This window comes from Nonomuraea antri (genome assembly GCF_013283785.1).
GTDB lineage: Bacteria > Actinomycetota > Actinomycetes > Streptosporangiales > Streptosporangiaceae > Nonomuraea > Nonomuraea antri.
This window is the reverse complement of record NZ_JABCPZ010000022.1, coordinates 43,833-70,232: the sequence shown is the minus strand read 5'-3', so window position 1 is coordinate 70,232 and position 26,400 is coordinate 43,833. Positions and strand designations below refer to the sequence as shown.

Annotated in this window: 24 protein-coding genes; 9 read left to right on the top strand and 15 right to left on the bottom strand. The window is 69.7% G+C overall.

Going from position 1 to position 26,400, the window contains the following annotated elements:
• Positions 1-26: 26 nt before the first annotated feature.
• Positions 27-1,436 (bottom strand): MFS transporter, encoded by a 1,410-nt coding sequence (locus tag HII36_RS10555; protein WP_173522923.1) that lies wholly within the window; start codon positions 1,434-1,436, stop codon positions 27-29.
• Positions 1,437-1,523: 87 nt separating this feature from the next.
• On the opposite strand from HII36_RS10555, the gene HII36_RS10550 reads away from it, so the two are divergent.
• Positions 1,524-1,910 (top strand): MarR family winged helix-turn-helix transcriptional regulator, encoded by a 387-nt coding sequence (locus tag HII36_RS10550; protein ID WP_173522922.1) that lies wholly within the window; start codon positions 1,524-1,526, stop codon positions 1,908-1,910.
• An 82-nt stretch (positions 1,911-1,992) separates the two neighbouring features.
• Here the strand turns inward: HII36_RS10550 and HII36_RS10545 are convergent, their stop codons facing one another.
• From HII36_RS10545 to HII36_RS10520, 6 genes are all read right to left on the bottom strand, one after another.
• Positions 1,993-3,279, bottom strand: coding sequence for a thymidine phosphorylase (locus tag HII36_RS10545; RefSeq protein WP_173522921.1), 1,287 nt, complete (start codon positions 3,277-3,279; stop codon positions 1,993-1,995).
• On the bottom strand, positions 3,279-3,686 hold the full coding sequence (locus tag HII36_RS10540) for a cytidine deaminase (protein ID WP_173522920.1): 408 nt from the start codon (positions 3,684-3,686) through the stop codon (positions 3,279-3,281). Before HII36_RS10540 ends, HII36_RS10545 begins: the two co-directional genes overlap by 1 nt.
• Complete coding sequence (locus tag HII36_RS10535) at positions 3,683-4,963, bottom strand: ABC transporter permease (protein WP_173522919.1); 1,281 nt, start codon at positions 4,961-4,963, stop codon at positions 3,683-3,685. The genes HII36_RS10540 and HII36_RS10535 overlap by 4 nt, the downstream gene beginning before the upstream one ends.
• Entirely contained in the window at positions 4,960-6,102 is a 1,143-nt protein-coding gene (locus tag HII36_RS10530) for an ABC transporter permease (RefSeq protein WP_173522918.1), read from the bottom strand. Before HII36_RS10530 ends, HII36_RS10535 begins: the two co-directional genes overlap by 4 nt.
• The gene (locus HII36_RS10525; protein ID WP_173522917.1) at positions 6,102-7,709 is read right to left on the bottom strand and encodes an ABC transporter ATP-binding protein; all 1,608 of its coding nucleotides are present in this window, start codon (positions 7,707-7,709) and stop codon (positions 6,102-6,104) included. The genes HII36_RS10530 and HII36_RS10525 overlap by 1 nt, the downstream gene beginning before the upstream one ends.
• Before the next feature lie 110 nt (positions 7,710-7,819).
• Positions 7,820-8,899: a BMP family lipoprotein gene (locus HII36_RS10520; RefSeq protein WP_173522916.1), complete on the bottom strand. Its 1,080-nt coding sequence runs from the start codon at positions 8,897-8,899 to the stop codon at positions 7,820-7,822.
• Between the two features lie 287 nt (positions 8,900-9,186).
• On the opposite strand from HII36_RS10520, the gene HII36_RS10515 reads away from it, so the two are divergent.
• Complete coding sequence (locus HII36_RS10515; RefSeq protein WP_173522915.1) at positions 9,187-11,076, top strand: Xaa-Pro dipeptidyl-peptidase; 1,890 nt, start codon at positions 9,187-9,189, stop codon at positions 11,074-11,076.
• A gap of 45 nt (positions 11,077-11,121) precedes the next feature.
• On the opposite strand, the gene HII36_RS10510 is transcribed toward HII36_RS10515, so the two are convergent.
• Positions 11,122-12,348, bottom strand: coding sequence for a M20 family metallopeptidase (locus HII36_RS10510; RefSeq protein ID WP_173522914.1), 1,227 nt, complete (start codon positions 12,346-12,348; stop codon positions 11,122-11,124).
• 529 nt (positions 12,349-12,877) lie between these two features.
• On the opposite strand from HII36_RS10510, the gene HII36_RS10505 reads away from it, so the two are divergent.
• Complete coding sequence (locus HII36_RS10505; protein WP_236003364.1) at positions 12,878-14,233, top strand: peptide ligase PGM1-related protein; 1,356 nt, start codon at positions 12,878-12,880, stop codon at positions 14,231-14,233.
• On the opposite strand, the gene HII36_RS10500 is transcribed toward HII36_RS10505, so the two are convergent.
• Positions 14,205-14,426 (bottom strand): SCO4848 family membrane protein, encoded by a 222-nt coding sequence (locus HII36_RS10500; protein WP_236003363.1) that lies wholly within the window; start codon positions 14,424-14,426, stop codon positions 14,205-14,207. The two genes, HII36_RS10505 and HII36_RS10500, sit on opposite strands and share 29 nt — an antisense overlap.
• A gap of 98 nt (positions 14,427-14,524) precedes the next feature.
• Between HII36_RS10500 and HII36_RS10495 the strand changes: the two genes are divergently transcribed.
• Positions 14,525-15,610 carry a D-alanyl-D-alanine carboxypeptidase family protein gene (locus HII36_RS10495; RefSeq protein ID WP_328807675.1) on the top strand — a complete coding sequence of 362 codons (1,086 nt, stop codon included), beginning with the start codon at positions 14,525-14,527 and terminating at the stop codon, positions 15,608-15,610.
• Here the strand turns inward: HII36_RS10495 and HII36_RS10490 are convergent.
• Positions 15,599-16,591: a YihY/virulence factor BrkB family protein gene (locus HII36_RS10490; RefSeq protein WP_173522910.1), complete on the bottom strand. Its 993-nt coding sequence runs from the start codon at positions 16,589-16,591 to the stop codon at positions 15,599-15,601. The genes HII36_RS10495 and HII36_RS10490 overlap by 12 nt on opposite strands.
• Positions 16,592-16,735: 144 nt before the next feature.
• On the opposite strand from HII36_RS10490, the gene HII36_RS10485 reads away from it, so the two are divergent.
• From HII36_RS10485 to HII36_RS10475, 3 genes are read left to right on the top strand one after another with little or no spacing between them, the layout of a single operon-like run.
• Complete coding sequence (locus tag HII36_RS10485; protein WP_173522909.1) at positions 16,736-18,061, top strand: FAD-binding oxidoreductase; 1,326 nt, start codon at positions 16,736-16,738, stop codon at positions 18,059-18,061.
• 2 nt (positions 18,062-18,063) lie between these two features.
• Positions 18,064-18,456, top strand: coding sequence for a VOC family protein (locus tag HII36_RS10480; protein ID WP_173522908.1), 393 nt, complete (start codon positions 18,064-18,066; stop codon positions 18,454-18,456).
• A 38-nt stretch (positions 18,457-18,494) separates the two neighbouring features.
• The gene (locus HII36_RS10475; RefSeq protein ID WP_173522907.1) at positions 18,495-19,058 is read left to right on the top strand and encodes a DUF1707 SHOCT-like domain-containing protein; all 564 of its coding nucleotides are present in this window, start codon (positions 18,495-18,497) and stop codon (positions 19,056-19,058) included.
• 75 nt (positions 19,059-19,133) lie between these two features.
• Here the strand turns inward: HII36_RS10475 and trpS are convergent, their stop codons facing one another.
• Together trpS and HII36_RS10465 are read right to left on the bottom strand one after the other, a co-directional pair.
• Positions 19,134-20,138, bottom strand: a complete 1,005-nt coding sequence (trpS, locus tag HII36_RS10470; RefSeq protein WP_173522906.1) for a tryptophan--tRNA ligase — start codon at positions 20,136-20,138, stop codon at positions 19,134-19,136.
• Positions 20,139-20,152: 14 nt separating this feature from the next.
• Positions 20,153-21,466: a hemolysin family protein gene (locus HII36_RS10465; protein ID WP_173522905.1), complete on the bottom strand. Its 1,314-nt coding sequence runs from the start codon at positions 21,464-21,466 to the stop codon at positions 20,153-20,155.
• An 86-nt stretch (positions 21,467-21,552) separates the two neighbouring features.
• On the opposite strand from HII36_RS10465, the gene galE reads away from it, so the two are divergent.
• Both galE and HII36_RS57805 read left to right on the top strand, forming a co-directional pair.
• Positions 21,553-22,503 carry a UDP-glucose 4-epimerase GalE gene (gene galE / locus HII36_RS10460; protein WP_173522904.1) on the top strand — a complete coding sequence of 317 codons (951 nt, stop codon included), beginning with the start codon at positions 21,553-21,555 and terminating at the stop codon, positions 22,501-22,503.
• Positions 22,504-22,567: 64 nt separating this feature from the next.
• Positions 22,568-22,690, top strand: a complete 123-nt coding sequence (locus tag HII36_RS57805; RefSeq protein WP_268959484.1) for a hypothetical protein — start codon at positions 22,568-22,570, stop codon at positions 22,688-22,690.
• A gap of 59 nt (positions 22,691-22,749) precedes the next feature.
• Here HII36_RS57805 and HII36_RS10455 read toward each other — a convergent pair whose 3' ends face one another.
• The 3 genes from HII36_RS10455 to HII36_RS10445 all read right to left on the bottom strand — a co-directional run bounded on the left by HII36_RS10455 (position 22,750) and on the right by HII36_RS10445 (position 26,378).
• On the bottom strand, positions 22,750-23,736 hold the full coding sequence (locus HII36_RS10455; protein WP_173522903.1) for a malate dehydrogenase: 987 nt from the start codon (positions 23,734-23,736) through the stop codon (positions 22,750-22,752).
• Positions 23,737-23,790: 54 nt separating this feature from the next.
• On the bottom strand, positions 23,791-25,767 hold the full coding sequence (locus tag HII36_RS10450) for a protein kinase domain-containing protein (RefSeq protein WP_173522902.1): 1,977 nt from the start codon (positions 25,765-25,767) through the stop codon (positions 23,791-23,793).
• A gap of 146 nt (positions 25,768-25,913) precedes the next feature.
• Entirely contained in the window at positions 25,914-26,378 is a 465-nt protein-coding gene (locus HII36_RS10445) for a hypothetical protein (RefSeq protein WP_173522901.1), read from the bottom strand.
• Positions 26,379-26,400 lie beyond the last annotated feature (22 nt).

Below are 26,400 nucleotides of genomic sequence, written 5' to 3'. Positions count from 1 at the left end.
ACGAGGGGCCCTTCGCGTCGATCGGATCAGACGGTCTCGTACACCTTGACCGGCTCCTCCTCGGCGGCCACGGCCTTGCGGTCGCGGACCCCGGTGAGCGCGACGCCCAGCCCGATCACGGCCAGGACCAGCGCCACCACGATGGCCGAGCGCAGCGCGCCGATGGTCAGCGTCCCCTCCGAGCCGGAGGTGAGCACGGCGGTGACCACGGCGAGCACGATCGCGCCGCCCACCTGGCCGGAGGTGTTGAGCAGGCCGGAGGCCAGGCCCTGCTCGTCGTCGTCCACGCCGTTGGTGGCCTGGATGTTCAGCGACGGGAACGACAGCGCGAACGCCACGCCCATGAGCAGCATGCCCGGGACCACCAGGCCCCACAGGCTCGGCGTCTCGTCGATGCCCAGGAACATGGCGTACCCGCCGGCCAGCGCGGCGGCGCCGATGACGATGAGCTTGCCGGTGCCGAACCTGTCGGCGAAGTCACCCATCTTGGTCGAGCTGACCGCGACGAGCAGGCCCGCGGGCAGGAACGCCAGGGCGGTGCCGAGCGCCGACCAGTGCAGCAGGTTCTGGAAGTACTGCATGGCCACGAACTGGAAGGCCACGTACGAGCCCATCAGGATGAGCAGGCCCAGGTTGGCCCGGACGATCGAGCCGGAGCGCAGGATGCCCAGCCGCACCAGCGGGTGCTTCATCCTGAGCTCGGTGAAGACGAACAGGCCGAGCAGGACGACGACGGCCACCAGCGAGCCGATCGTCTGCAGCGAGGCCCAACCGGCCTCGGGAGCCTGCACGACGGTGAAGACCAGCAGCAGCATCGAAGCGGTGATCAGCACGGCGCCGAGCAGGTCGTGACCGCCCTCGGCGCGCTCCTCGGCGCCACGGGGCAGCACCTTCAGCGCGGCGACCAGCGCGATGATCGCGACGGGCACCGGCATCAGCAACGTCCAGCGCCAGCCGATCTCGGTCAGCAGTCCGGACAACACAAGACCGAGCGAGTAGCCGCTGGCGCCGCAGGCGGTGAAGATGCTCAACGCCTTGTTGCGCTCCGGCCCCTCGGGAAACGTCGTGGTGATGATCGACAAAGCGGCCGGCGCGGTGAACGCCGCGGCCACGCCCTTGACGAAACGGGCGGCGATCAGCAGGCCGCCGTCGTCGACAATGCCACCGAGCAGCGACGCGACGGCGAAGACACCCAGCGCGACCAGGAACACCCTGCGCCGCCCGAGCAGGTCGGCGGTCCTGCCCCCGAGCAGAAGAAGACCGCCGTAGCCGAGCACGTAACCGCTGACCACCCACTGCAGGGACGAAGTGCTGAGCCCCAGGTCGTGCTGGATTGCCGGCAGGGCGACACCGACCATCGAGACGTCCAGGGCGTCGAGGAAGATCACTGCACAGAGCACGGCGAGCGCGCCCCAACGGGATGAGGAAGAGGACATGGGTCAGAACAATACATGCGCCCGCATTTAATGCAACAGCATTTAATTCCGTTGCATGAGTTTTCTCGAGATGGTAACCTCCGCGACATGGACGAGGAGTTCGTGGTCGGAACATGGCACTACGTTCTGGCCAAGCACGCGAAGGCCATGTGCGCGCTCGAACGCGAGCTCGGCGACAAGCACGGGCTCGGGCCGAGCGAGTTCGAGGTGCTCGACCGGATCGTCCATCATGAGAGAAAGCTGCGGATCCAGGAGCTCTGCGAAGAGGTGCACCTGAGCCAGAGCGCGCTGTCGCGCGTGGTCGCCCGCCTTGAGCGGGCCGAACTGGTCATCCGCGGGGTCTGCGAGGCGGACCGGCGCGGCGTGTACGTGTCGATCACCGACGAAGGGCGCGCCAGGCACGCCGAGGCGCTGCCCACGCAGCGCGCGGTGCTCGCCGACGTCTTCTCCGGCGACCTGGCCGCCCGGCCCTAGCCGGCGCCGGGGTCACCCGGAACCCCCGTGAACACGAAGAGACGGCCACCCGAACCTCGGATGGCCGTCACTCGAAACGGTCTCAGGCCGTGATGCGGTCGATGACCAGCGGCAGCAGGTCACCGCTGCTCGCCTGGCCCACCTCGTAGCCGCCCGCCAGCGCCTCCAGCGCCCGCTCGAAGCGGGACGTCTCGTCGGCGTGCAGGGTCATCAGCGGCTGCCCGGCGCGCACCACGTCACCCGGCTTGGCGTGCAGCATGACGCCCGCGCCGAACGACACCGGGTCCTCCTTACGCGCCCGGCCGGCGCCGAGCCGCCACGCGGCCAGGCCGACCGCGTAGGCGTCCAGCCTGGTCAGCACGCCGGACTCGGGAACCTCGACCACCATGGTCTCGGCCGCGCGCGGCAGCAGCCCGTCGGGGTCGCCGCCCTGGGCGGAGATCATGCGACGCCAGGCGTCCATGGCCGAGCCGTCCTTCAGCGCCCGCTCCGGGTCCTTGCCGGACACCCCGGCCGCCTCCAGCATCTCCCTGGCCAGCCGTACGGTGAGCTCGACCACGTCGGACGGGCCGCCGCCGGCCAGCACCTCGACCGACTCCTCGACCTCCAGCGCGTTGCCCACGGCCCGGCCGAGCGGCCGGTCCATCGCGGTCAGCAGCGCGACGGTGCGCACGCCCGCGTCGGTGCCCAGCGCGACCATGGTCTCGGCCAGCTCGCGGGCCGTCTCCGTGGTCTTCATGAACGCCCCGGAGCCCACCTTCACGTCGAGCACCAGCGAGCCGGTGCCCTCGGCGATCTTCTTGGACATGATCGAGGAGGCGATCAGCGGGATCGACTCGACGGTCCCGGTCACGTCGCGCAGCGCGTAGAGCTTCTTGTCGGCGGGCGCCAGGCCCGAGCCCGCCGCGCACACCACGGCCCCGGCCTCGCGCAGCACGTGCAGCATCTGGTCGTTGGACAGCGAGGCCAGCCAGCCGGGGATGGACTCCATCTTGTCCAGCGTGCCGCCGGTGTGCCCGAGCCCGCGGCCGGACAGCTGCGGCACGTACGCCCCGCACGCCGCCACCAGCGGAGCCAGCGGCAGCGTGATCTTGTCGCCGACGCCGCCGGTGGAGTGCTTGTCCGCGGTCGGCCGGTCGAGCATCGACCAGTCCATGCGCTCGCCCGAGCGGATCATGGCCTGGGTCCAGTCGGCGATCTCGCGCCGGTTCATCCCGTTCAGCAGAATGGCCATGGCCAGCGCCGACATCTGCTCGTCGGCGACCTCGCCGCGCGTGTAGGCGTCGATCACCCAGTCGATCTGGCCGGTGGACAGCTCGCCGCGGCGAGCTCCGTCGCGCTTGGCGCGGATGACCTCGATGGCGTCCATCACTGCCCCCTGGCCAGGTCGTCGGGGCCGAACGCGTACGGCAGGATCTCGGCCATCCGCTTCGGCCCGTCGGGGGTCTCGACCAGCAGGTCCTCGCCGCCGAACTCGTAGAGGAGTTGGCGGCAGCGCCCGCACGGCATCAGCAGCTCGCCGTGGCCGTCGACGCAGGTGAAGGCCACCAGCTTGCCGCCGCCCGACGCCTGCAGCGCCGAGACCAGCCCGCACTCGGCACACAGGCCGAGCCCGTAGGAGGCGTTCTCGACGTTGCAGCCGGTGACGATGCGCCCGTCGTCGGCCACCGCCGCGGCTCCCACGGGGAACTTCGAGTACGGCGCGTACGCGTTGCGCATGGCGGCCGTGGCCTCAGCGCGCAGGCCGTCCCAGTCGATGCTGACTCCGGTGCTCAATGTTGTTCCCCCCGGCGGTAGCGCACGCCGTCGGCCTTGGGCATCCGCAGTCGCTGCGAAGCCACCAGGAGCACGATCAGCGTGAGCACGTGTGGCGTGATGAAGACGAACTCGTTCGGCAGCTTGTCGACGGTCAGCCACAGCCAGAACAGCACGACCATGCCCACGCCGGCGGCCGCGATCACGGTGTAGTCCCTGGCGCCCCTGGCCACCGCCTCGGCGGGCCGGCCGGAGGCGAGCAGGGCGCGCAGCTTGAATCCGAGGTAGATGAGCAGCATGATCGCGCCGAACAGGAAGAACGACGTGACCGCTCCCGAACTGCGCAGTTGCAGGCCGTCGGCGTAGCCGAACAGCGCGGCGCCGGCCGCGAGCCCGCCAGGCCGCCAGTTACCGAAGATCATCGCGGCCAGACCGATGAAGCCGCGGCCCTGGCTCTGGCCCTCGACGTACTTGCCGACGACGAAGACCAGGAACACGCCGCCGAGCCCGGCCAGCGCGCCGGAGACGACGACGCCGATGTACTTGAACAGGTAGACGTTGACGCCCAGCGACTCGGCCGCCCACGGGTTCTCACCCGCCGAGCGCAGCCGCAGGCCGAAGCCGGTGCGCCAGAGCACGAAGTACGTCAGCGGCAGCAGCAGCACGGCCAGGATCACCAGCACGTTCACGTCGTGCGTGAGCCCGCGCAGGATGCCGGCCACGTCGGAGATGACGAACCAGTGGGTCCGCTCCAGCGAGCCGAGCCAGTCGGGCCCGCTGGACAGCAGCGGCAGGCTCCACTCCGGCGCGGACGAGCTGATGGCGGGCGAGGTGGTGATGCCCGCGCCGGCCTCGGAGGCCGGGGTGCCCTGCTTGTAGAGCACCTCGGACAGGAACCTGGTGACGCCGGGGCCGAGCAGGTTGATCGCGACGCCGCTGATGATGTGGTCGACGCCGAACGTCACGGTCGCGACCGCGTGGATCAGGCCGCCGATCGCGCCCGCGAGCATGCCGGCGACCAGGGCGGCCACCGGGCCCCACTGGTATCCGGCCCAGCCGGCGAACCAGGTGCCGAGCACCATCATGCCTTCGAGTCCGATGTTGACCACGCCGGCCCGCTCGGCCCACAGGCCGCCGAGTCCGGCCAGGCCGATCGGCACGGCGAATCCGAGCGCGGCGGCGATCGTGCCCGAGGAGGTGATGTCGTTGTAGCCGGACACCAGCCGCACCAGCGACATCAGCAGCACGAGCGCGGCGACCGCGACGAGCGCGAGGTGGTACTTGCCGACCCTGGTCATGCGCTCACCTCAACGGGAGTGTTCGTGCCGAGCTGCCGGGCGGCCCGCCGCTCTTCCATCCTGATCGCGATGCGGTTGGTCACCTCGTTCAGTACGACCACCAGCAGCACGATGACGCCCTGGATGATCGTGACGACGGAGGCGGGCACGTTCGCCTCCTGCAGCGCGCCCTGGCCCCGGTCGAGGAAGGCGAACAGCAGCGCCGCGATCGCGATGCCGACCGGCTTGTTCCTGCCGAGCAGCGCCACGGCGATGCCCAGGAAGCCCAGACCGGCGGTGAAGTTGGAGTTGAACGCGTGCCGGTCGCCGAGGATCTCGGGCAGGCCGATGAGCCCGGCGATCGCGCCGGACATCACCATCGCCGCGATGATCATCTTCTTCGAGTTGACGCCAGAGGCGGCCGCGGCGGACGCGTTCAGCCCGCTGGCCTTGACGCCGAAGCCGAACCTGGTGCGTTCGAGCACCAGCCAGACCACCACGCCGAGCACGATGGCGACGATGAGGAAGCCCCACAGGCCGCCGCTGCGGGTGGGCGGCACCAGGCCCGACCACTCGAAGATGAAGTTCAGGTTGGGGAACCAGGCCGACTCGCCCAGCGGGGGCGTGGTCGTGGTGAGCTGCCCCTCCTCCCGCTGGCCGGCGAACGGCCCGCGCACGAGGAAGGAGGTGATGTTGATCGCGATGAAGTTCAGCATGATCGTCGAGATGACCTCGTTCACGCCCCTGGTCACCTTCATGACCGCGGGGATGAGCGCGTACAGGCCGCCGACGGCCGCGGCGACCACCATGATCACCGCGATCTGGATCGGCGCGGGCGCGCTGAACGTGGAGCCCACGTAGGCCGCACAGATGGCGGCCAGCCGGTACTGGCCCTCGACGCCGATGTTGAAGAGGTTCATGCGGAAGCCGACGGCCACCGCCAGACCGGCGATGAACAGCGGCACCGCCCGGTTGAGGAAGGCCGCGATGCCGTTCGACTCCGCGCGCTCGGTGGCGCCGAAGTTGAAGAAGGCGGCGAAGGCGTCCACCGGGTTGCTGCCCGCGATGTTGATCGCCACGCTGGTGATCGCGATGGCCAGGAGGACGGCGACGACGGCGCCTGCGATGGTGAGCAGCGCCCGATTGAGCCCGGCGGGCATCACGTCTCCTCGTTGCCGGCGATGGCGCCGGTCATGTAACCGCCCAGCCGCTCGGGCGTGACGTCGGAAGGATCGAGCTGGGCCACGAGCCGCCCGCGGTAGATCACCTGGAGCGTGTCGGACAGGCCGATCAGCTCGTCGAGGTCGGCGGAGATGAGCAGCACGGCCAGGCCGGCCGTGCGCGCCTCACGCAGGTGGTCCCAGATGGCCGCCTGCGCGCCCACGTCCACGCCCCGGGTGGGGTGCGCGGCGATGAGGAACTTGGGCTCGCCGCTCATCTCGCGGCCGACGATCAGCTTCTGCTGGTTGCCGCCGGACAGGGCCAGCGCCAGCGTGTCGACGCCGGGCGTGCGGACGTCGTAGTCCTTGATGATGCGCTCGGTGTCGGCCTTCGAGGCACGCCGGTTGACCCAGATGCCGCTGCGCGCGGGCTTCCTGGTCTGGTGGCCGAGCACCCGGTTCTCCCACAGCGACGCCTCGAGCAGCAGGCCCTGGCGGTGCCGGTCTTCCGGGACGTAGCCGATGCCGGACTCGCGGCGCTTGAGCGTGGACCACTGGCTGATGTCCTGCTCGTCGAGCAGGATCCGGCCGTGCGCCTGGCGCAGGCCCATGATGGCCTCGATCAGCTCGGTCTGGCCGTTGCCCTCGACGCCCGCGATGCCGAGGATCTCGCCCGCGTGGATGTCGAAGGTGACGTCGTCGAGCAGCAGCCGCTTGCCTTCCTGGCGCAGCTTGTCGGCGTACACCCGCAGGTCGGTGCCCTTGGGCACCGGGCGGTAGCCGTCGGCCTCCATGGTCAGCCCGGACACGCGCAGGGTGACGGTGTCGCGGACGGTGGACTCGCGGGTCTCCGGCGTCGGCAGCTCGCTGCCGACCATGAGCTCGGCCAGCTGGCGGGCGTTGACCTCGCGCGGGTTGACGCTCGCGACGGTGGTGCCGCGCCTGATCACGGTGATCGCGTCGGCGATGCTGAGCACCTCGTCGAGCTTGTGCGAGATGAAGATGACGGTCAGGCCCTCGGCCTTGAGCTCGCGCAGGTTGTCGAAGAGCTCCTCGACCTCCTGCGGGACGAGCACCGCGGTCGGCTCGTCGAGGATGAGGATCCTGGCGCCGCGGTAGAGCACCTTGAGGATCTCCACCCGCTGGCGGTCGCCGACGCCGAGGTCCTCGACCAGCTTGTCGGGGTCGACCCGCAGGCCGTGGGTCTCGGCCAGCTCGTTGATGCGGCGGCGGGCCATGGCCGCGTTGAGCATGCCGCCCTTGGTCGGTTCCGCGCCGAGGACGATGTTCTCCAGCACGGTGAAGTTGTCGGCCAGCATGAAGTGCTGGTGAACCATGCCGATGCCGACGCCGATGGCGTCGCTGGGCGTGCGGAAGCCGACTTCCGCGCCGTTGACCCTGATCGTGCCCTCGTCCGGCTTCTGCATGCCGTAGAGGATCTTCATCAGGGTGGACTTGCCCGCGCCGTTCTCGCCCACGATCGCGTGCACCGTCCCCGGTTGGACGGTGATGTGGATGTCGTGGTTGGCGACGACACCGGGGAAGCGCTTGGTGATGCCCTCCAGCTCGACGGCGGGTTGCGCCGCGGCGAGGGTGTCAGCGCCCATGGTCGCTCATTTCGCCTCTTCCTGAAGCCAGGCGTTGTTGAAGCCAAGCAGATAAGACAGAAGGCCCGAAGTGCGGGACTCCGGGCCCTCAATCGTCGTTCCTACCCAGATTACGGCTTGGACGGAACCGTGATTTTGCCGTCGACGATGTCCTTCTTGGCAGCGTCGATCTTGTCCTTGATGTCGTCGATCTCGCCACCGGTGGTGGACAGGCCCACGCCGTCGACCTTGAGGTCGTAGACGACGTTGCTGCCGCCCTTGGCGCCACCCTGGAACGCCTTGATGAACTCGAACACGCCGACGTCGACGCGCTTGAGCATCGAGGTCATGATGACCGACTGCAGGTCGGTCTCCTTGACCGTCTGGCGCTGGTCGGAGTCGACGCCGATGGCCTTCTTGCCGGCCGCGGCGGCCGCCTGGAACACGCCCAGACCGGAGTCACCGGAGGCGTGGTAGACGATTTCCGCGCCGTCCTGGAACATCTTCTCGGCCGCGACCTTGCCCTTGTCGGGGGCCTTGAAGCCGGAGAAGTCGCCGTCGGGCGTGAGGTACTTGACGTCGATCTTGGCGTCGGCCTTGACCGACTTCACGCCCGCCTCGAAGCCCGCCTGGAACTTCTTGATCAGGTCGTTCTCGACACCGCCGACGAAGCCGACGTGGCCGCTCTTGGCCTTGGTGGCCGCCGCGACGCCCGCCAGGTAGGAGCCCTGCTCCTCGGCGAACAGCAGGCCGGTCACGTTCGGGGCGTTGGAGGCCGAGTCCACGACCGCGAACTGAATGTCCGGGTTCTCCGTGGCGACCTTCTTGATGTCGTCGCCGTAGGCGAAGCCGACACCGATGATCGGGTTGTAGCCCGCGTCGGCGAGCTGGCGCAGCAGGTCGCCGCGGTTCGAGCCGTCGGAGGCCGGGCTGAGGTCCTTGATCTCCGCACCCAGCTCGGTCTTGGCCTTCTCCAGGCCCGCGTAGGCGGCGTCGTTGAACGACTTGTCGCCGCGGCCGCCGATGTCGAAGGCGAGACCGATCTTGAGGGCCCCCTTGGGGGCTTCGCTGCTGGCGCCGGCGTCCGGCGCCGCGCTGGTCGTGGCTTCCCCACCAGTGTTGCTGCTGCCGCCGCCACACGCCGCGGCCGCCATGAGCATGACGCCGGCTACCGAGCCGACCGCCACCCTGCTGAATCGCTTGCTGAGCAAGTCGACTCCCTTCCATTTCCCCGCCGTCGAACTTCATCGCAGGCGCGAAGAAACGTACGGCACCTGCACGAAAGGTAGTTGGTTGGCCAGGGCGCACCAAACCGGCGCACAGGGTCGCAACCGCTCCGTTATCGACATCAGGCACGTCCGTGACCTGGATCTGACGGAGAACGCCGCAGGGCGGCTCGGAAAATTTTGCCCAACTTTGGTAGGCCCTGCCCCCTTGCCGACGGGTGGATCTTGGCAGAGATTCCCATCGAAGGTGGAAATTTCGTATCGGAGCCCGCATGCACCCTCGGAAGGCACTCGCCGTGCCGCTGGCCGCGATCATCATCGCGGCGCTGAGCGGCACCGCGCCCGCCCACGCCCATGCAGACCCGGCCATCAAGGTCGAGAACAACGCCACCCAGCCCGTGTTCTCGCGGGCCGACGCCGTCAGGCAGACCGTCTTCGTCGAGGTCGCGGGAACCGACAGCGACAACGACGGCCAGGCCGACCGGGTGGCGGTGGACATCCTCCGGCCCAAGGAGACCGACCAGGGACTGAAGGTCCCGGTCATCATGGAGGCCAGCCCGTACTACCGGCCGGGCAACGACGTGGCCAACCATCCGGTCGACGTGGACGAGAACGGCGTCCCGTTGCCCACCATGTTCGCGCTGAGCAACGACAAGCTCGCCAGCGAACCCTTCGACAGCTACTACGACAACTACTTCCTGCCCCGCGGCTACGCGATCGCCCTGGTGGAGAACCTGGGCAGCGGCCGCGCCACCGGCTGTCCGACGACCGGCGACCGCAACGAGACGGCCGGGCCGAAGGCCGCCATCGACTGGCTCAACGGCCGCGCCAGGGGCTTCGACACCCAGGGCAACCCGGTCGAGGCCACCTGGTCGACCGGCAAGGTCGGCATGATCGGCGTCTCCTACAACGGCACGCTGCCCAACGCGGTCGCCTCGACCGGCGTCGAGGGCCTGGAGACGATCGTGCCCATCGCCGCGATCTCCTCCTGGTACGACTACTACCGGGCCAACGGCGGCGTGCTGGCGCCCGGCGGCTTCCAGGGCGAGGACGCCGACGTGCTGGCCAAGTACGTGCTGACCCGCGACCGGGGCGCCGAGGTGTGCGGCTCGGTGATGGACGGGCTCACCAGGGACCAGGACCGCATCAGCGGCGACTACAGCCCGTTCTGGGACGCCCGCAACTACCTCAACGACGTCGGCAAGGTGAAGGCCAGCGTCTTCCTGGTGCACGGGCTCAACGACTGGAACGTCAAGACCAAGCAGGCCGCCCAGTGGTGGTACGCCCTGTCCAAGCGGCACGTGCCGCGCAAGATCTGGCTGCACCAGGGCTCCCACATGAACCCCTTCAGCCTGCGTACCGTCGAGTGGCTGCGCCAGCTGCACGGCTGGTTCGACCACTGGCTGTACGGCATCGACTCGGGGATCATGCGCGAGCCGCAGGCCGACGTGGAGATCGGGGTCGGCCAGTGGGCCCAGCACGCCTCGTGGCCGCTGCCCGGGGCCGCGCCGGTGCCGCTCTGGCTGGGTTCGGGATCGAGGCTGAGCCTGCTGCCGCGCCCGCTGTCGCCCAGGGAGTCGTTCGTCGACCAGAAGACGCGGACCGCCGAGCAGCTGGCGGAGTCGGCCCCGGCCGCCGACCCCAACCGGCTGGCGTACCTGACCGATCCGCTGCCCGCCGACGTGCGGATCTCCGGCACGCCGACGATCTCGCTGCGGGCCTCGCTGAAGGACGGCGCGTCGCCGTACCTGACGGCGTTGCTGGTGGACTACGGCACGGACACGCGTTTCGACGGCCGGCTGCTGTCGACCGGCCAGAACTACTGCTACGGCCAGGGGATCCCGGGTGACACCGGCTGCACGACACTGCGGCAGCTCGGCACGTCGACCACGGACTTCAAGATCGTCACCAGGGGCTGGCTGGACGTGCGCAACCGGCACCGCGACGACCGCACCGAACGGCTGCGTCCCGGCAAGGAGTACACCTTCTCCTGGGACTTCCAGCCGCAGGACTACCTGTTCAAGAAGGGACACCGGCTGGGCGTGGTGATCATCTCGACCGACTTCGACTACACGCTGCGCTACCCGCCCGGCACCGAGATCACGGTGAATCCGGGACGCTCGGCGCTCAAGCTGCCCGTCGTCTTCGGCCGGCTGCTCTGACCTGACGGTGGGCCGCACGCCGGGCGGTGTGCGGCCCATCGAGGGTCAGGGGTTGGACAGCGCGGTCATCGGGTCGGAGAGCGGCGCGCCCCACAGGGCGGTCAGCGCGGTCGCGGCCATGACGCGCACGCCCATGCCGATCGCCCGCTCGTCCACGTCGAACGTGCCCTGGTGGATGTCGTGGATCGCGCCGTCGGGCGAACGCGTGCCGAGCCGGGCGAACGCCCCCGGGATCGACTCCAGGTACCAGGCGAAGTCCTCCCCGCCGAGCGACTGCGGCGTGGGCGCCACGGCTCCCGCGCCCAGCGCCCGCTCCGCGGCCTCGGCCAGCATCTCCACGCTGACCTCGTCGTTGACCACCGGCGGCACGCCGCGCGTGTACTCCATCGCGGCCTCGACGCCGTACGCCCCGGCCACCGACTCCAGCAGCGCCTTGATCAGGTCGGGCGCGGCGTGCCAGGCCTCCTCGTCGAGGCAGCGGATCGTGCCTTCGGCGACGCCGTCGTCGGGGATGGCGTTGGCCGCGGACCCGGCCGCCACCCGGCCCCAGACCAGGCTGAGCGACGAGCGCGGGTCGACCCGGCGCGACAGCGCGGCGGGCAGCTCGGTGAGAATCTTGGCCAGCGCGAAGACCAGGTCGGCGGTCAGGTGCGGACGCGCGGTGTGACCGCCGGGCCCGGAGACCCGGACGACCAGCTTGTCGCAGGCCGAGGTGATGGGCCCGGCCCTGAGCCCGAGCTGGCCGACGTCGAGCCGCGGGTCGCAGTGCAGGCCGAAGATGCGGTCGACGCCGCTGATGCCGCCCTGCGCCATGACCTCCAGCGCGCCGCCGGGCAGTTCCTCGGCGGGCTGGAAGATCAGGCGGACCCGGCCGGGCAGCAGGCCGGCCGCGGCCTGCTGGGCCAGGAAGATCGAGGTGCCGAGCAGGATCGTGGTGTGCACGTCGTGGCCGCAGGCGTGACAGGCGCCCGGCACGGTCGAGCGGTACGGGACGTCCTTCTCGTCCTGCAGCGGCAGCGCGTCGAGGTCGGCCCGCAGCGCCACGGTCGGCCCGTCGCCGCTGCCCACGTCACAGATGATCCCGGTGCCGCGCGGCAGTACCGAAGGGGTGAGCCCGGCGGCTTCGAGCCGCTCGGCCAGCCGCTGCGTCGTGCGGTATTCGGCGAAGGCCAGCTCTGGGTGCATGTGCAGGTCGCGGCGGAACGCCACGAGATCCTGCTCGGTCTCCGCCAGGAACGCGTCGAGTTCCCCCCGCAGCTCACGTCCCCGCATCAAGTCACCATCCCGTCCGATGCCGCGTCTCCATCTACTCACCGTCGCGGCGCCTGTAAGTCCTCTGTCCCGCGTGCCCGCCCGGTCGGAGCGGCCGCTCGGTGAATCGAAAAAGCCACACCCACTGGTTTGGTGTGCGAGATCGTCAGCACGGGCTCTGCGTTCATCGATAGCCGGTGAACTTGTGCAGTCCACGAGCACGGCGGGTTGGCCGTGAGCCCGATGGCGATGCTTCGACTTTATCGCTCCGCTGGGCTGTCGCGCCGACAACTACACCGAAAGTTAGTCGACGGCATGCCCGTAATCGCAGGTCGTCACGTTAGGTGAGCATCGGCCTGGTCCGGAAATAGTCACAAGGGATCATTAGATGGTGACCCGAAGTCGCCAGGTCCAAACGTCATCTGCCATTTCCAATCCTGTCACCTTCTGTCATGGTCATCACACTTCGACGCTGGCTGCATTTGAGAAGAATGCGTGTTTCACTCGCTATATGATCACTAATATCCCGTTCGGGGAGAAGTATGCCAGGTTGAGCATCTTCGAGCCGGGCGAGGGGACCCTGGTGGTCGTGCCCTCGCTCTCTCTTCCGCAGGACGAACTACGGCGCATCAAGGGAGCCAGGTCGTACGAGGAGCGCCTGCTCTTCCTGCTCCTCACACTTCGCCAACCCGGGATCAAGGTGGTCTACCTCTCCTCCGCGCCCATCGATCCGGACATCATCGACTACTACTTCTCCTTCCTCCCCGACCCCGACGACGCCGCCAAGCGACTGGAGCTCATCACGCTCGACGACCCCTGGTCCCAGCCGCTGACCAGGACGCTGCTCTCCCGTCCCGACGCGATGGAGCGGTTACGCTCGGCGATCGACGGCCAGGACGCCTTCCTGGTGCCCTTCGTGCTCAGCGAGCTGGAGGAGGAGCTCGCCTCGCTACTCAACGTCCCCATCTACGGCCCCGCCACGTCCCTGTCGTATTACGGCTCCAAGAGCGGTTCCCGCGAGGTCGGCAGGGAGGCCGGCGTGCCCATGGCGCGCGGGTACAGCGACATCCGCACGCTGGTCGAGATCGACGAGGCCATCGACTCCCTGCCCGGCGAGCGGGTGATCGTCAAGCTGAACGACGGCTACTCCGGCCTGGGCAACGCCATCGTCACCAAGGCCGACAGGTCGCTGACCAGATTCTCGGCCGCGGGCGAGAACTGGACCAGCTTCTCCGGCAAGATCCGCGAACGCGGCGCGGTGGTCGAGGAGTTCATCGAGCACCGGCCGCTGTACTACCCCAGCGCGCTGGCCAAGATCACGCCCGGCGGTCACGCCGAGGTGCTGGCCACCCACGACCAGCTGCTGGGCGGCGCCAACCAGGACGTCTACCAGGGCTGCACGTTCCCCGCCGCGCCCGAGTACCGAGCCGAGGTGGGCGCCTCGGCCACCAGGATCGCCGAGATCCTGGCGGGCCGGGGGGTGGTCGGCCTGTTCGGGATGGACTTCTTCGCGCTCAAGACCGACGCCGGCTACGCCGCCCTGCTCTGCGAGATCAACCTGCGGATCGGCGGCACCACGCACCCGTTCGGCGCCGCGGTCATGACCACCGGCGCCAGCTACGACCCGGACACCGGGCTCCTCATGTCCGGCGACCGGCCCAAGTTCTACACCGCCACCGACAACTGCGCCGACGCGTGCCTGCGCGGCCGCGCCCCCGGCGAGGTGATCGAGACGATCGACCGGCTCGGCATCGGCTTCGACGCCAAGAGCCGCACCGGCAACGTCTTCCACCTGCTCGGCGCCGTCCCCGAGCACGGCAAGCTGGGCTTCACCACGATCGGCGACTCACGCGAAGAGGCGGACGAGTTGCACGAGCTCACCCGGCGACTCCTCTGCGGCCACTGAACCCCCGCCTGAACCCCCGCCAGCCGATGATCGCCAGCACCACCCCCAGCACGACGTTCACCGCGATCAGCACGCCGTGGACGACGTAGAAGCCGGTGGAATGGCCGTCGGCCAAGTTAAACCCAAGGTTGATCCACTCAACGATCATGAACAGACCGAGGAGGATGAGGAATCCGGCGATCTTTCGCGACATAACTACCTCTCCAGTATCGAAGGCGAACCATCGGGGGATGTGACGCCACATGGGCATTCACACAGAGCTACGCTGAGACCGCCATGTGGACCAAAATCGTGCCAATCACGGCACTTCTCGCGGCGGTCACGCTCACCACCGGGACCGCATCCGCCGCACCGGCCACGCCGGTCGGCGGAGAGGCGCTGGGCAGCCGTGGCCTGGTGCTCCCCCAGGGCGTCAAGGCGCCGCCCAAGACCAAGGCTACGTCGTTCGTGATCGCCGACGCCGACACGGGTCAGGTGCTCGCGGCGAAGGACCCGCACGGCAAGTACCTGCCGGCCAGCACGATCAAGTCACTCACCGCGCTCACGCTGATCCCCAAGCTCGACAAGAACCGCAAGATCCGGCCCAGCCACAACGCCTGCAACCAGGAGGGCACCGCCGTCGGCCTGGTGCCCAAGGTCACCTACAAGGTGGACGACCTGTTCAAGGGCCTGATGATGTCGTCGGGCAACGACGCCGCGATGGCGCTGGCCGAGGCGAACGGCGGCGTCGCCAAGACCATGCGTGACATGAACGCCGAGGCCAAGCGGCTGCAGGCGAACGACACCGTGGCCAAGACGCCCAGCGGCCTGGACCAGCCGGGGCAGAGCAGTTCGGCCTACGACCTGGCGCTCATCGCCCGGGCCGGCCTCGCCAACCCCGATTTCCGGCGATATATCAGCACAAAGACGGCCAACTTCCCGGCGCCCAAGAACACCTACCAGATCAGCAACCACAACAAGCTGCTGTTCCGGTACAAGGGCATGATCGGCGTCAAGAACGGCTGGACGTCCAAGGCCCACGGCAGCTTCGTCGGCGCGGCCACCCGCGGCGGCCACACGATCATCGTCTCGATCATGCGGCACGAGGGCTACTTCTGGGACGAGGTGGCCTCGCTGCTCGACTGGGGCTTCGCCGCCCGCGGCCGGGCCCAGCCGGTCGGCACGCTGGTCGACCCGCTGCCCGACCAGACCGACGTGCGTGCCGCGCCGCCGGTCACCAAGGTCACGCCGGCCCAGCAGCCGCCGCCGCTGCTCGACACGGCCGCCTCCAAGCAGACCGACTCGACCCGCACGGTGGGCGCCATCGTGATCGGCGGCGGGCTGCTGTTCGGGCTGCTGTGGCTGGGCTACGGCATCCGCCGCCGCTCACGCCGCTGAGCTCGGGCTCCCGCCGGTCGAGTGGCCGTTCGAGTGGCCGTCGGCGTGGCCGTTCGAGTCGCCGTTGGACGGGATGGGTGACGGCGCCGGCGGCGGCCCGAACCCGGCCGTCGCCGTCCAGGCCGCCGACAGGAGCACCAGCCGGGCCGAGAAGTTGATCCAGATCAGCAGCCCGACGATGACGGCGAACGTGCCGTACAGGCCGTTGTTGCTGAGCGTGTGCCCGAGCAGCAGCGTGGCGGCCTGCTTGAGCACGCCGAACCCGACGGCCCCGAGCAGGGCGCCCTTGGCCAGCACCCAGAACGGCTGCCCGATCCTGGCCACCCAGGCCAGCATGATCACGAACAGCAGCCAGTCCGCCGACACGCTCGCCACGATGCCGGTCACCCGCAGCACGAAGTTGACCACCGGCGTGCTGTCGAACATGAAGTTCATGACCGCGTTGGTGGCCGTGGTGGCGAACCCGGCGACCGCCACCGACGAGATCAGCGTCACCCCGAACAGGACGAGCGCGGCCAGGTCGCGCAGCTTGCCGAGGACGAAGTTGAGCGGCGGGTTCGAGGTCATCGAGATCTCACGCAGCGCGCCGCGCAACGCGTCGATCGAGCCGAGACCGGCGTAGAGCAGGCCGAGCAGACCGATGAGCCCGGCGACCTCCTTGTCGCTGCCGATGGCCGCTATGTCGAGCGTGCTGGAGATGCCCGGCAACCGCTCCTCGATGGCCCGCTCCAGCGCCTTCGTCATCGCGGCGTCGTTGGCCATCACGAACCCGAGCACCGCGTACGACAGCGCGATCAGCGGGAAGAACGACAGGAACGCGAAGTAGGTGACCGCGCCGGCCAGCCGGTCGCCCGACTGGACCTGGTAGCGCTGCAGGGCCCTGATCCAGTGGTCGACGAACGGCCTGCGGACCCGCCAGTGTTCGACCCGCCGGCGTCCCCAGGATTTCGCCGACTCGATCCGCTCGGCCCATCGCGCCATCGCACCCACTCCCGTCGTACCCCTACCCGGGGTGAGGGAAGTCTGGCATCACCGCACCGGCATGTCCCGTATAGACCGGTTCGGCTCGGCGCCCGCCGCTCCCCCGCACGACTGGCCGGATTCCTCCTGGGTACCTGGACCACCATGAACGCGACTCCTGTGCAGTTCATCCTGCCCGGACGGCCGGGGTACGACGATCGGCTGGGCATCAACAGGGCGGTCGAGTCCCAGCCCGCGTACGTGGTGGGCGCGTCCGACGAGGACGACGTGGTCGCCGCGGTCTGCCTGGCCTGGGAGCAGGACCGGGCGATCGGCGTGCTGGCCACCGGTCACGGCCCCTCGGTCCGTCCCGACCAGGCGGTGCTGGTCAACACCTCCAGGATGAACGGGGTCAAGGTCGTCCCCTGCGACAGGAGCGCGTGGATCGAGGCCGGGGCGCGCTGGCGTCAGGTGCTGCTGCAGACCACCCCGCACGGGCTGGCCCCGCTCAACGGCTCCAGCCCGAACGTGGGCGCCGTGGGTTACACCACGGGCGGCGGCGCCGGGCTGCTCGGCCGCCGGCACGGGTTCGCCGCCGACCACGTGCGCAGGCTCCGCGTGGTCACCGCCGACGGCCGGATCCGCGACGTGAGCGCCGACAGCGACCCCGACCTGTTCTGGGCGGTACGCGGCGGCAAGGACAACTTCGGCATCGTCGTCGGCATGGAGGTGGAGCTCTTCCCGGTGGCCCGGCTCTACGGCGGCGGCCTGTACTTCCCCGCCGAGGCCACCGCCGACGTGCTGCGTGCCTACGCCGAGTGGACGGGCGCGGTGCCCGAGGAGATGTCCTCGTCGGTGCTGCTGAGCACGTACCCCGACGCGCCCGGGGTGCCTGAACCGCTACGCGGCAGGTACGTCACCCACGTGCGGATCGCGTACAGCGGCGAGGAGGGCGGGGCGGACCTGGTCGAGCCGCTGCGCGCGATCGGCGACCGGCTGGTGGACAGCGTCCGCGACCTGCCGTACGGCGAGGTGGGCAGCATTCACCACGAGCCGGTGGACGCCCCGTACCAGGCGTTCGACCGTAACCTGCTGCTGCGCGAACTAGACGCGGCGGCCGTCGACACGCTGCTCGCGCACGCGGGGCCCGCGGCCGCGCCGCCGTTCGTCACCGAGCTGCGCCACTTCGGCGGCGCGTACGCCAGGCCGCCCGCGACGCCCAACTGCGTCGGCGGCAGGGACGCCGCGTTCTCCCTGTACACCGGCTCGACGCAGGGCGATTTCGGCGCGCGCGACCGTCTGCTGGCCGCCATGCGGCCGTGGAGCACCGGGGGCATCAGCCTGAACTTCGCCGGCGTCGAGGACGCCCGCCCCGAGCTGGTCCGCGCCGCCTACGACCCCGGCGACTACGAACGGCTGATCAGGCTGAAGGCCGTCTACGACCCGGAGAACCTGTTCCGCGTCAACTTCAACATCCCACCCAAGGAGTGATCATGACTGCTCGTCTGAACATGTTCGGCCTGGTCGTCCAGGACATGGCCGCCTCGCTGGCCTTCTACCGGCTGCTCGGCCTGGACCTGCCCGCCGAGGACGACCACAAGCCGCACGCTGAGGTGGACCTAGGCGGCGGGATCCGGCTGGCCTGGGACACCGTCGAGACGGTTCGCACGTTCGACCCCGACTGGCGCCCGCCGGGCGGCGGGCACCGGGTGGCGCTGGCGTTCCTGCTCGACTCGCCCGGCCAGGTGGACGCCACCTACGACAAGCTGGTCTCGCTCGGCCACACCGGCCACAAGGAGCCGTGGGACGCGGTCTGGGGCCAGCGCTACGCCATCGTGACCGACCCCGACGGCAACGCCGTGGACCTGTACTGCCCACTCGCCTGACCGTCTCGTCCGGGGTCCGGCCTTCTAGGGTGGACGCCATGATGGATCATCGACAGGTGCGGGCGAGCGACCAGGACCGCGAGCGGGTGGCCGAGACACTCCGGGTGGCGCTCACCGAGGGGCGCATCACGCTGGAGGAGTTGAACGAGCGGGTGGCCGGCGCCTACACCGCACGCACGCTGGGCGACCTGGACGACATGATCGCCGACCTGCCGCGCCAGGAGACGCCGCCGCCGCTCGTCCGCTTACCCGAGCCCGACCTGCGGTTGCACACCGGCAGCGGCCGGGTCGAGCAGGTAGGCCGCTGGCAGGTCCCCGAGCGCATCAGCGCCGCGGCAGGGCGGTGGGGCAAGGTGCGCATCGACTTCACCCGGGCGGACTGCGCGCACCGGGAGGTCCTGCTCGACGTCGAGATCACGTCCTGGTTCGGCGACATCGTGGTGCTGGTCCCGCGCGGCTGGCGGGTGCGCGACGAGGACGTCGTACGCCGGTGGCTGGGCGCGGTGCACAACCACCCGCCGAAGCCGCCGGCGCCCGACGGCGTCACCGTCCGCCTGACCGGTTACGTGCAGACCGGCGACGTCTGGGTGCGCTACCGGTGACCTCCGGCGGCCGACCGGGTGTTCCTGATCGGCACCGGGACACGGGGAAGCCCGTGGCGGGCTTCCCCGCGGGGTTCAGAGCTGGGGCAGGAAGCCGACGCGGTCGCGGACCTCGGCCATCGTCTGGCGGGCCACCGTGGCGGCGCGCTCGGCGCCGATGGCGAGCAGGCGGTCGAGCTCGGTCTCGTCCGACAGCAGCTTCTCGGTGCGCTCCCTGATCGGCGTGAACGCCTCGACCACGGCCTCGGCCACGTCCTTCTTGAACGTGCCGTAGCCCTGGCCCTCGTAGCGGGCGACCAGCTCGGGGATCGGCGTGGCGGTCAGCGCGGACAGGATGCGCAGCAGGTTGGAGATGCCCGGCTTGTTCTCCTCGTCGAAGAGGACCTCGGAGCCGGTGTCGGTGACGGCGCGCATGACCTTCTTGCGCAGCGGGCCCGGCTGCTCCAGCACGTCGAGGATGCCGGCCGGGCTGGACGACGACTTGGACATCTTGGCCGTCGGGTCCTGGAGGTCGGTGATCTTCTCGACCTCCTTGAGGATGTACGGCTCGGGCAGCGTGAACGTGTCGCCGAAGCGGTGGTTGAAGCGCTGGCCCAGGTCGCGGGTGAGCTCCAGGTGCTGCTTCTGGTCGGCGCCGACCGGGACCTGGTTGGCCTGGTAGAGCAGGATGTCGGCGGCCTGCAGGATCGGGTAGGTGAACAACCCGACGCTGGCCGCGTTCTCGCCGAACTTGGCCGACTTGTCCTTGAACTGGGTCATCCTGGCCGCCTCGCCCATGCCGGTGAGGCAGATCAGCACCCAGGCGAGCTCGGTGTGCTCGCGCACGTGCGACTGGACGAACACCGTGGAACGCTCCGGGTCGAGGCCGGAGGCGAACAGCTGCGCGGCGGCCACGCGACTGCGCCTGCGCAGGTCCGCGGCCTCGGTGGGCACGGTGATGGCGTGGAGGTCGACCACGCAGTAGAACGCGTCGTGGGTCTCCTGCAACGTGACCCACTGACGGACCGCACCCAGGTAGTTGCCCAGGTGGAAGGAGTCCGCGGTGGGCTGGATGCCGGAGAGAACACGAGGTCTGGCCATAGCAGGCAATTGTGTCAGGAATCCTGCTCGGGCGGCGACTCGGCCACCGGTCGGCGTTTCACGCGGACGCGGGCGATGCGGCGGCCGTCGAGTTCGGTGACCGTCAGCTCGAAGCCGTGGATCTCCACCTGCTCACCGGCGACGGGGACGTGGCCGAGCATGGCCATCACGAACCCGGCCAGCGTCTCGTAGGGGCCGTCCGGCAGCCTGATCCCGGTCTCGCCGGCGAAGTCGTTCAGGTTCGTCAGGCCGTCGATCTCGATCTCGCCGGCGGGCAGGACGACCGTGTCGTCCTCGATGTCGTACTCGTCCCTGATGTCGCCGATCAACTCTTCGACCAGGTCCTCCATGGTGACGATGCCGGCCGTGCCGCCGTACTCGTCGACCACGATGGCCAGGTGCTGGCCCTCGTCGCGCATCTCCGACAGCGTGGTCAGCAGCCGTTTCGAGGCCGGCACGAACTTGGCCGCCCTGATCGGCACGAGCTGGCTGAGCGGCTCGGTCCGGCCGGTGAGCGTGGGGTCGAGCAGGTCCCTGACGTGCACGAAGCCGATGATCTCGTCGTAGGACTGCCGGTAGACGGGAAAGCGCGAGTGCGGCAGCCCGGCGGCGAGCACGGCGGCCTCGGCCAGCGGCAGGTCGGCCTCCATGAACTCGACCTCGGTGCGCGGCAGCATGACCTCGCGCAGCTGGCGCTTGCCGGCGGCGAACACCTCGGCGATCAGCTTGCGCTCGTCGGCGGTCAGGTCGGTGTGCCCGACGACCATGTCACGCAGTTCCTCGGTGGTGACCTCTTCCCTGTCGGCCGCCGGGTTGCCGCCGAGCAGCCTGACCACCACGTCGGTGGACTTGGACAACATCCAGATGATCGGGCGCGACAGCCGGGCGATCCAGTCCAGGAAGGGCGCCACGAACAGCGACAGGCCCTCGGCGCGCTGCAGGGCCAGGCGCTTGGGCGCCAGCTCGCCGAGCACCAGCGACACGTACGAGATGGCCAGCGTCACCAGCACCAGCGCGAGCACCGGGGCGACGGCCGGGGGCACGCCCCAGCCCTCCAGCACCGGACGCAGCTGCTGGCCGAGCCGGTCGGCGCCGAACGCGGCCGACAACATGGTGGCCACGGTCACGCCGATCTGCACCGCCGACAGGAACCTGTTCGGGTCGCGGGCCAGCTTGGCCACCCGATCGCCGCGGCGGCCGCGTCCGGCCAGTTTGCGGATCTGGCTTTCGCGCAGCGAGACCATCGCCATCTCGGCGGCGGCGAAGAAGCCGCCGACCAGAATGAAGAGCAGAACCAGGGCGACGTTGGCCGCGACGGTGTCAAACATGGTGGTTGGCAGCGTACTCGGGGGCTTTCCGTCGTATGCTGAACGGCGAGCCGTACAAAATCAAACATGTTTGAACAGGAGTACACATGAGGCTGCTGGTCACCGGAGGTGCCGGATATATCGGCAGTGTCGTCGCGGCGCAGCTCGTCGAGGCGGGGCACGAGGTGACCGTGCTCGACGACCTGTCCACGGGGCACGCCGACGCGGTGCCGGACGGCGCGCGGTTCGTCCAGGGCTCGATCACCGAGGCCGGTGACGTGCTCGACGGGCAGGACGCGGTGCTGCACTTCGCGGCCAGGTCGCTGGTGGGCGAGTCGGTCGAGAAGCCGGGTCTCTACTGGTCGCACAACCTGGGCGGCACGCTGGCCCTGCTCGACGCGATGCACGCGCGGGGCGTCCGGAGGATCGTGTTCTCCTCCACCGCCGCCACCTACGGCGAGCCGGAGCGCTCCCCGATCCAGGAGAGCGACCCCACGCGCCCGACCAACCCGTACGGCGCCTCGAAGCTGGCCGTCGACACTGCGCTGACCGCCTACGCCGGGCTGCGCGGCCTGGGCGCGGTGAGCCTGCGCTACTTCAACGTGGCCGGCGCCTACGGCCGCTACCGCGAGCGGCACGCCGTCGAGACCCACCTCATCCCGAACGTGCTGAAGGTGGCCACCGGCGAGCGCGAGTCGGTGAGCGTGTTCGGCACCGACTACCCGACCGACGACGGCACCTGCATCCGCGACTACGTGCACGTCTCCGACCTGGCCAGGGCCCACCTGCTGGCGCTCGGCGCGGCCGCGGAGGGCGAGCACAAGATCTACAACCTGGGCAGCGGCACCGGGTTCTCGGTCCAGCAGGTGATCTCGGTCTGCCGCGAGGTGACCGGTCACGAGATCCCCGCGGTGGTCGGGCCGCGGCGGGCGGGCGATCCCGCGGTGCTGGTGGCGTCGTCCGCGAAGATCGAGCATGAGCTGGGCTGGAAGGCCGAGCGGCCAGCGCTGCGCGACATCGTCGCGGACGCGTGGGCGGCGCTTTCGCCAAATCAGTGATGCGGCGCCGAGATATGTGCTGTGATACCGAAATGTGAGGAGATTTTCACCAAGGGTCACGAAGGTGCTCTTGTGCGTCCTCATCGTGCTGGGCAGCGTCATGGCGGGGGCCGGGGTGATCTTCGCGACGTCCTCGCCCGCGCCGGCCGTGTCACCGGACCCCTGCCCCGAGGGTGACAGGAAGTAGGGCCGGCACGGAAAAGGCGCGCGTCCCGGCAGGACGCGCGCCTTTCGATCGCGGGACGCCTAGATGAGGCCCAGGGCCTTCACCGCGTCGCGCTCCTCGACGAGCTCGTTGACGCTGGCGTCGATGCGGTCACGCGAGAACGCGTCGATCTCCAGCCCCTGGATGATCTCGTAGCGGCCGCCGACGGAGCGGACCGGGAAGGAGGAGATGAGCCCCTCGGGCACGCCGTAGGAGCCGTCGGAGACGACCGCGGCGGAGGTCCAGTCGGTGCCGTTGACCCAGTCGTGGACGTGGTCGATGGCGGCGTTCGCGGCCGAGGCCGCCGAGGAGGCGCCGCGGGCGTCGATGATGGCGGCGCCGCGCTTGGCCACGGTCGGGATGAACGTGTCGCGCAGCCACTCGCCGTCGACCTGCTCGGCCGCGACCTTGCCGCCGACCTCGGCGTGGTAGAGGTCGGGGTACTGGGTGGCGGAGTGGTTGCCCCAGATGGTCATCTTCTTGATCTCGGTGACCGGCACGCCGAGCTTGGCCGCGAGCTGGGAGAGCGCGCGGTTGTGGTCGAGACGGGTCATCGCGGTGAACCGCTCGGCCGGGACGTCCGGCGCGTGCTGCTGGGCGATGAGCGCGTTGGTGTTGGCCGGGTTGCCCACGACCAGGACCCTGATGTCGTCGGCGGCGTGGTCGTTGATCGCCTTGCCCTGCGGGCCGAAGATGCCGCCGTTGGCCTCGAGCAGGTCGCCGCGCTCCATGCCGGCCTTCCGCGGCATGGCGCCGACCAGCAGCGCGACGTTGGCGCCCGCGAACGCGACGTTCGGGTCGTCGGTGATCTCGATGCCGGACAGCAGCGGGAACGCGCAGTCGTCGAGCTCCATGGCGGTGCCCTCGGCGGCCTTCACGGCCTGCGGGATCTCCAGCAGGCTCAGCTTGACCGGGACATCGGCGCCGAGCAGCTGACCCGACGCGATGCGGAACAGCAGTGCGTAGCCGATCTGTCCGGCGGCGCCGGTGACGGTCACCTTGACGGGCCCAGTGGCTGACAACGCCATGGCCTTCCCCTAACTCGCGGGCTGAATCATTGACTTTCGGATGTTACCCGCTCGTCATTCGCAGGGTTCCATCGCGGGCACCTCTAGCTCCGGCTCGAAGTCGACCTTGGCGAAATGCTTGGTCACGAGTTGCTTGATGTAGCCCGTGCGGTAGAGGTCGGCGATGACGGACTTGACCGCCTTGCAGGTCTTGGCGTCGCCGTTGCGGATGCCGACCGCGTACGGCTGGTCGCTCAGCTTGGCGCCGAGCACCCGGTACCGCAGGTTCTCGCGGTTGGCGAACCCGGCCAGGATGAGATCGTCGCCGGGGACCGCGTCGACGGCGCCGCTCCTGAGCAGGTTCATGCATTCGGCGTAGTCGCCCGCGGTGACCGGCTCGACCTTGGCCCGGTCCTGCACCGCGCCGACGGCCGTGCTGTTGAGCGCGCAGACGCGCTTGCCGTTGAGATCCTTGATCGTCTTGATCGGCGCGCCCTGGTGCACGAGGACGTCGTGATGCGCCAGATAGTACGGCCCGGCGAAGCGCACCTCGCTCTTGTCGACCGAGTACGTCGCCAGCACCAGGTCGACGGCCCCGTCGGCGAGCCGCTGCGCCCGGTTGCCGACGGTGACCCTGGCGAACTCGACCTGCTTGGCCCCGAGCTCGGTGGCGATCCGCTTGCCCAGGTCGACCTCGAACCCGTCGAAGCCGTCGCCGCGCTCCAGCCCGATGCCCGGCAGGTCGCCCTTCACGCCGATCACGATCTTCCCGGTGCCCGCCACCTTCTCCACGACCGAGGCGAACGTGCCGGGCGAGACGGGGTCGCGGCCCTTGCTGCCGCCCTGCGTGGGCGTCGGCTGGTCGCCGAAGGCCAGGGGCGGCCAGCCGTTCGAGACGGCCACCGCCGCGGCGGCCACCAGCGCGACGGTGGCGGCGCCCAGCCCAAGCAGCCACGACCTGCGCCGCCGCGCCGGCCCACCGGTCTCGGCGGCATCACCGGGAACGATCGGCCCGGTCGGGCCGGCCGGCTGCTGGCCCGGTGACGGGGTCTGTGCCTGGGTCGGCGGGAGCGTGGCCGACGTCACGGCGGGGAACAGCGTCGGCGCCGGCGACTGCGTGGACGTGGGCGCCGGTTCGCCCTGGGTGTGGGTCTGCGGCGGGAGGCCGTCGGTCTGCTGGAGCCCGGTGTGCGTGCCGGTCGGCGGCCGGTCGGTGACCGACACGCGCGCGAACGGCGCGGTGTCGTCGCTGGCCACCTGCACACCCCGGTTGAGCACCGCCGTGGAGGCCCCGGCGGTCTCCGGCTGGCCGAGCAGCCGCAGCAGGATCTGGTCCGCGGACGGGCGGTCGGCCGGCGACTTGGCCAGCGCCCCCCGCACCACGCCGCGCAGCGGCTCCTGCATCATGTCCACGTCGACCTCGTGGTTCAGGATGCGGTTGAGCACGACCGCGATCGAGTTGCCCTCGAAGACGGTCGTGCCGGTGGCCGCGAACGCGATGGTCGCCCCCCAGGCGAACACGTCGGTGTAGGGCCCGATGTCGTCGCCGGCGATCTGCTCAGGCGCCATGTAGGCCGGGGTGCCGATGGCCCTGCTGGTGATCGTCCCGGTGGAGTCGATGATCCTGGCGATGCCGAAGTCGACCACGCGCGGCCCGTCGGCGGCGATCAGCACGTTGTCGGGCTTGAGGTCGCGGTGCACGATCGAGGCGTGGTGGATGGCGACCAGCGCGGTGGCCGTGCCGATGGCCAGCCGGTCGAGCAGGGTGCCGCTGAGCGGCCCGTCGGTGTCGACCAGCTCGCGCAGCGGCCGCCCGTCGATGTACTCGCTGGCGATGTACGGCGTGTTCCCGTCGAGGTCGGCCTCCATCACCCGGGCCGTGCAGAACGAGGCCACCCGCTGGGCCGCCTTCAGCTCCCTGGCGAAACGCGACCTGGCGATGGTGTCACCGGAGAACTTCACGTGCAGCAGCTTGATCGCCGCCCGCTCGCCCTGCTCGTTGACTCCCAGGTAGACGATGCCCTGACCGCCCTCGCCGATCCTGCCGGTCAACCGGAAGGACCCTAGCTGGGCGGGATCGCCGGCTACCAGCGGCGAAATCTGCGGCATTCGTCTTCCCCACGTCTGTACTGGACCCCGTTGACGGAAACTTTACGACGCTCAGCAACCCCTCAGGGAACTGTTAACCGTTCGTGACGTCACGGTTTGTCCTCGCAGTAGCCGTCGAGTACGGTCTCTTCCCAACTCTGCGAACCGTCGAAGTCATCGGCGGCGTCAACCGTCACACTCCCCCACCAGCGGCTCACCCGTACCGGCACGACCAGGCTCGATCTCCGCACCGCGGCGCAGTCCGTGATCTGGTAGGCGAGCGAGATCTTCCGCCGTTCTCCGGCGGCGAGCACGCCGGGGGCGTAGGTCACGCTCTTGAGGTGCAGGCCGGGGACGCTCCGGCCCACCGCCTCGACCCGTTCGGGGAACCAGCCCCGGTTCTCGATCTCGACGGTGACGTCCATCACCAGCGGGTGCCCCTTGCCGTGGGTGGCTCCCGCGCTCGCCCCGCCGCCGTGGGAGAACCGGGGGATCACCAGGCCGCTCCACAGGACGCCGGCCAGCGCCAGGCCGCCGACGAGAAGCAGGATCACCGCCGTCCGCCGCTTTCTCATTCCCTGAAAAATCATCATTCGC

Coding starts and splice junctions, on each gene's coding strand:
- HII36_RS10555 (WP_173522923.1), bottom strand. CDS start 1,436: ATGTCCTCTTCCTCATCCCGTTGGGGCGCGCTCGCCGTGCTCTGTGCA.
- HII36_RS10550 (WP_173522922.1), top strand. CDS start 1,524: ATGGACGAGGAGTTCGTGGTCGGAACATGGCACTACGTTCTGGCCAAG.
- HII36_RS10545 (WP_173522921.1), bottom strand. CDS start 3,279: ATGGACGCCATCGAGGTCATCCGCGCCAAGCGCGACGGAGCTCGCCGC.
- HII36_RS10535 (WP_173522919.1), bottom strand. CDS start 4,963: ATGACCAGGGTCGGCAAGTACCACCTCGCGCTCGTCGCGGTCGCCGCG.
- HII36_RS10530 (WP_173522918.1), bottom strand. CDS start 6,102: ATGCCCGCCGGGCTCAATCGGGCGCTGCTCACCATCGCAGGCGCCGTC.
- HII36_RS10525 (WP_173522917.1), bottom strand. CDS start 7,709: ATGGGCGCTGACACCCTCGCCGCGGCGCAACCCGCCGTCGAGCTGGAG.
- HII36_RS10515 (WP_173522915.1), top strand. CDS start 9,187: ATGCACCCTCGGAAGGCACTCGCCGTGCCGCTGGCCGCGATCATCATC.
- HII36_RS10510 (WP_173522914.1), bottom strand. CDS start 12,348: ATGCGGGGACGTGAGCTGCGGGGGGAACTCGACGCGTTCCTGGCGGAG.
- HII36_RS10500 (WP_236003363.1), bottom strand. CDS start 14,426: ATGTCGCGAAAGATCGCCGGATTCCTCATCCTCCTCGGTCTGTTCATG.
- HII36_RS10490 (WP_173522910.1), bottom strand. CDS start 16,591: ATGGCGCGATGGGCCGAGCGGATCGAGTCGGCGAAATCCTGGGGACGC.
- HII36_RS10485 (WP_173522909.1), top strand. CDS start 16,736: ATGAACGCGACTCCTGTGCAGTTCATCCTGCCCGGACGGCCGGGGTAC.
- HII36_RS10480 (WP_173522908.1), top strand. CDS start 18,064: ATGACTGCTCGTCTGAACATGTTCGGCCTGGTCGTCCAGGACATGGCC.
- HII36_RS10475 (WP_173522907.1), top strand. CDS start 18,495: ATGATGGATCATCGACAGGTGCGGGCGAGCGACCAGGACCGCGAGCGG.
- trpS (WP_173522906.1), bottom strand. CDS start 20,138: ATGGCCAGACCTCGTGTTCTCTCCGGCATCCAGCCCACCGCGGACTCC.
- HII36_RS10465 (WP_173522905.1), bottom strand. CDS start 21,466: ATGTTTGACACCGTCGCGGCCAACGTCGCCCTGGTTCTGCTCTTCATT.
- galE (WP_173522904.1), top strand. CDS start 21,553: ATGAGGCTGCTGGTCACCGGAGGTGCCGGATATATCGGCAGTGTCGTC.
- HII36_RS10455 (WP_173522903.1), bottom strand. CDS start 23,736: ATGGCGTTGTCAGCCACTGGGCCCGTCAAGGTGACCGTCACCGGCGCC.
- HII36_RS10445 (WP_173522901.1), bottom strand. CDS start 26,378: ATGAGAAAGCGGCGGACGGCGGTGATCCTGCTTCTCGTCGGCGGCCTG.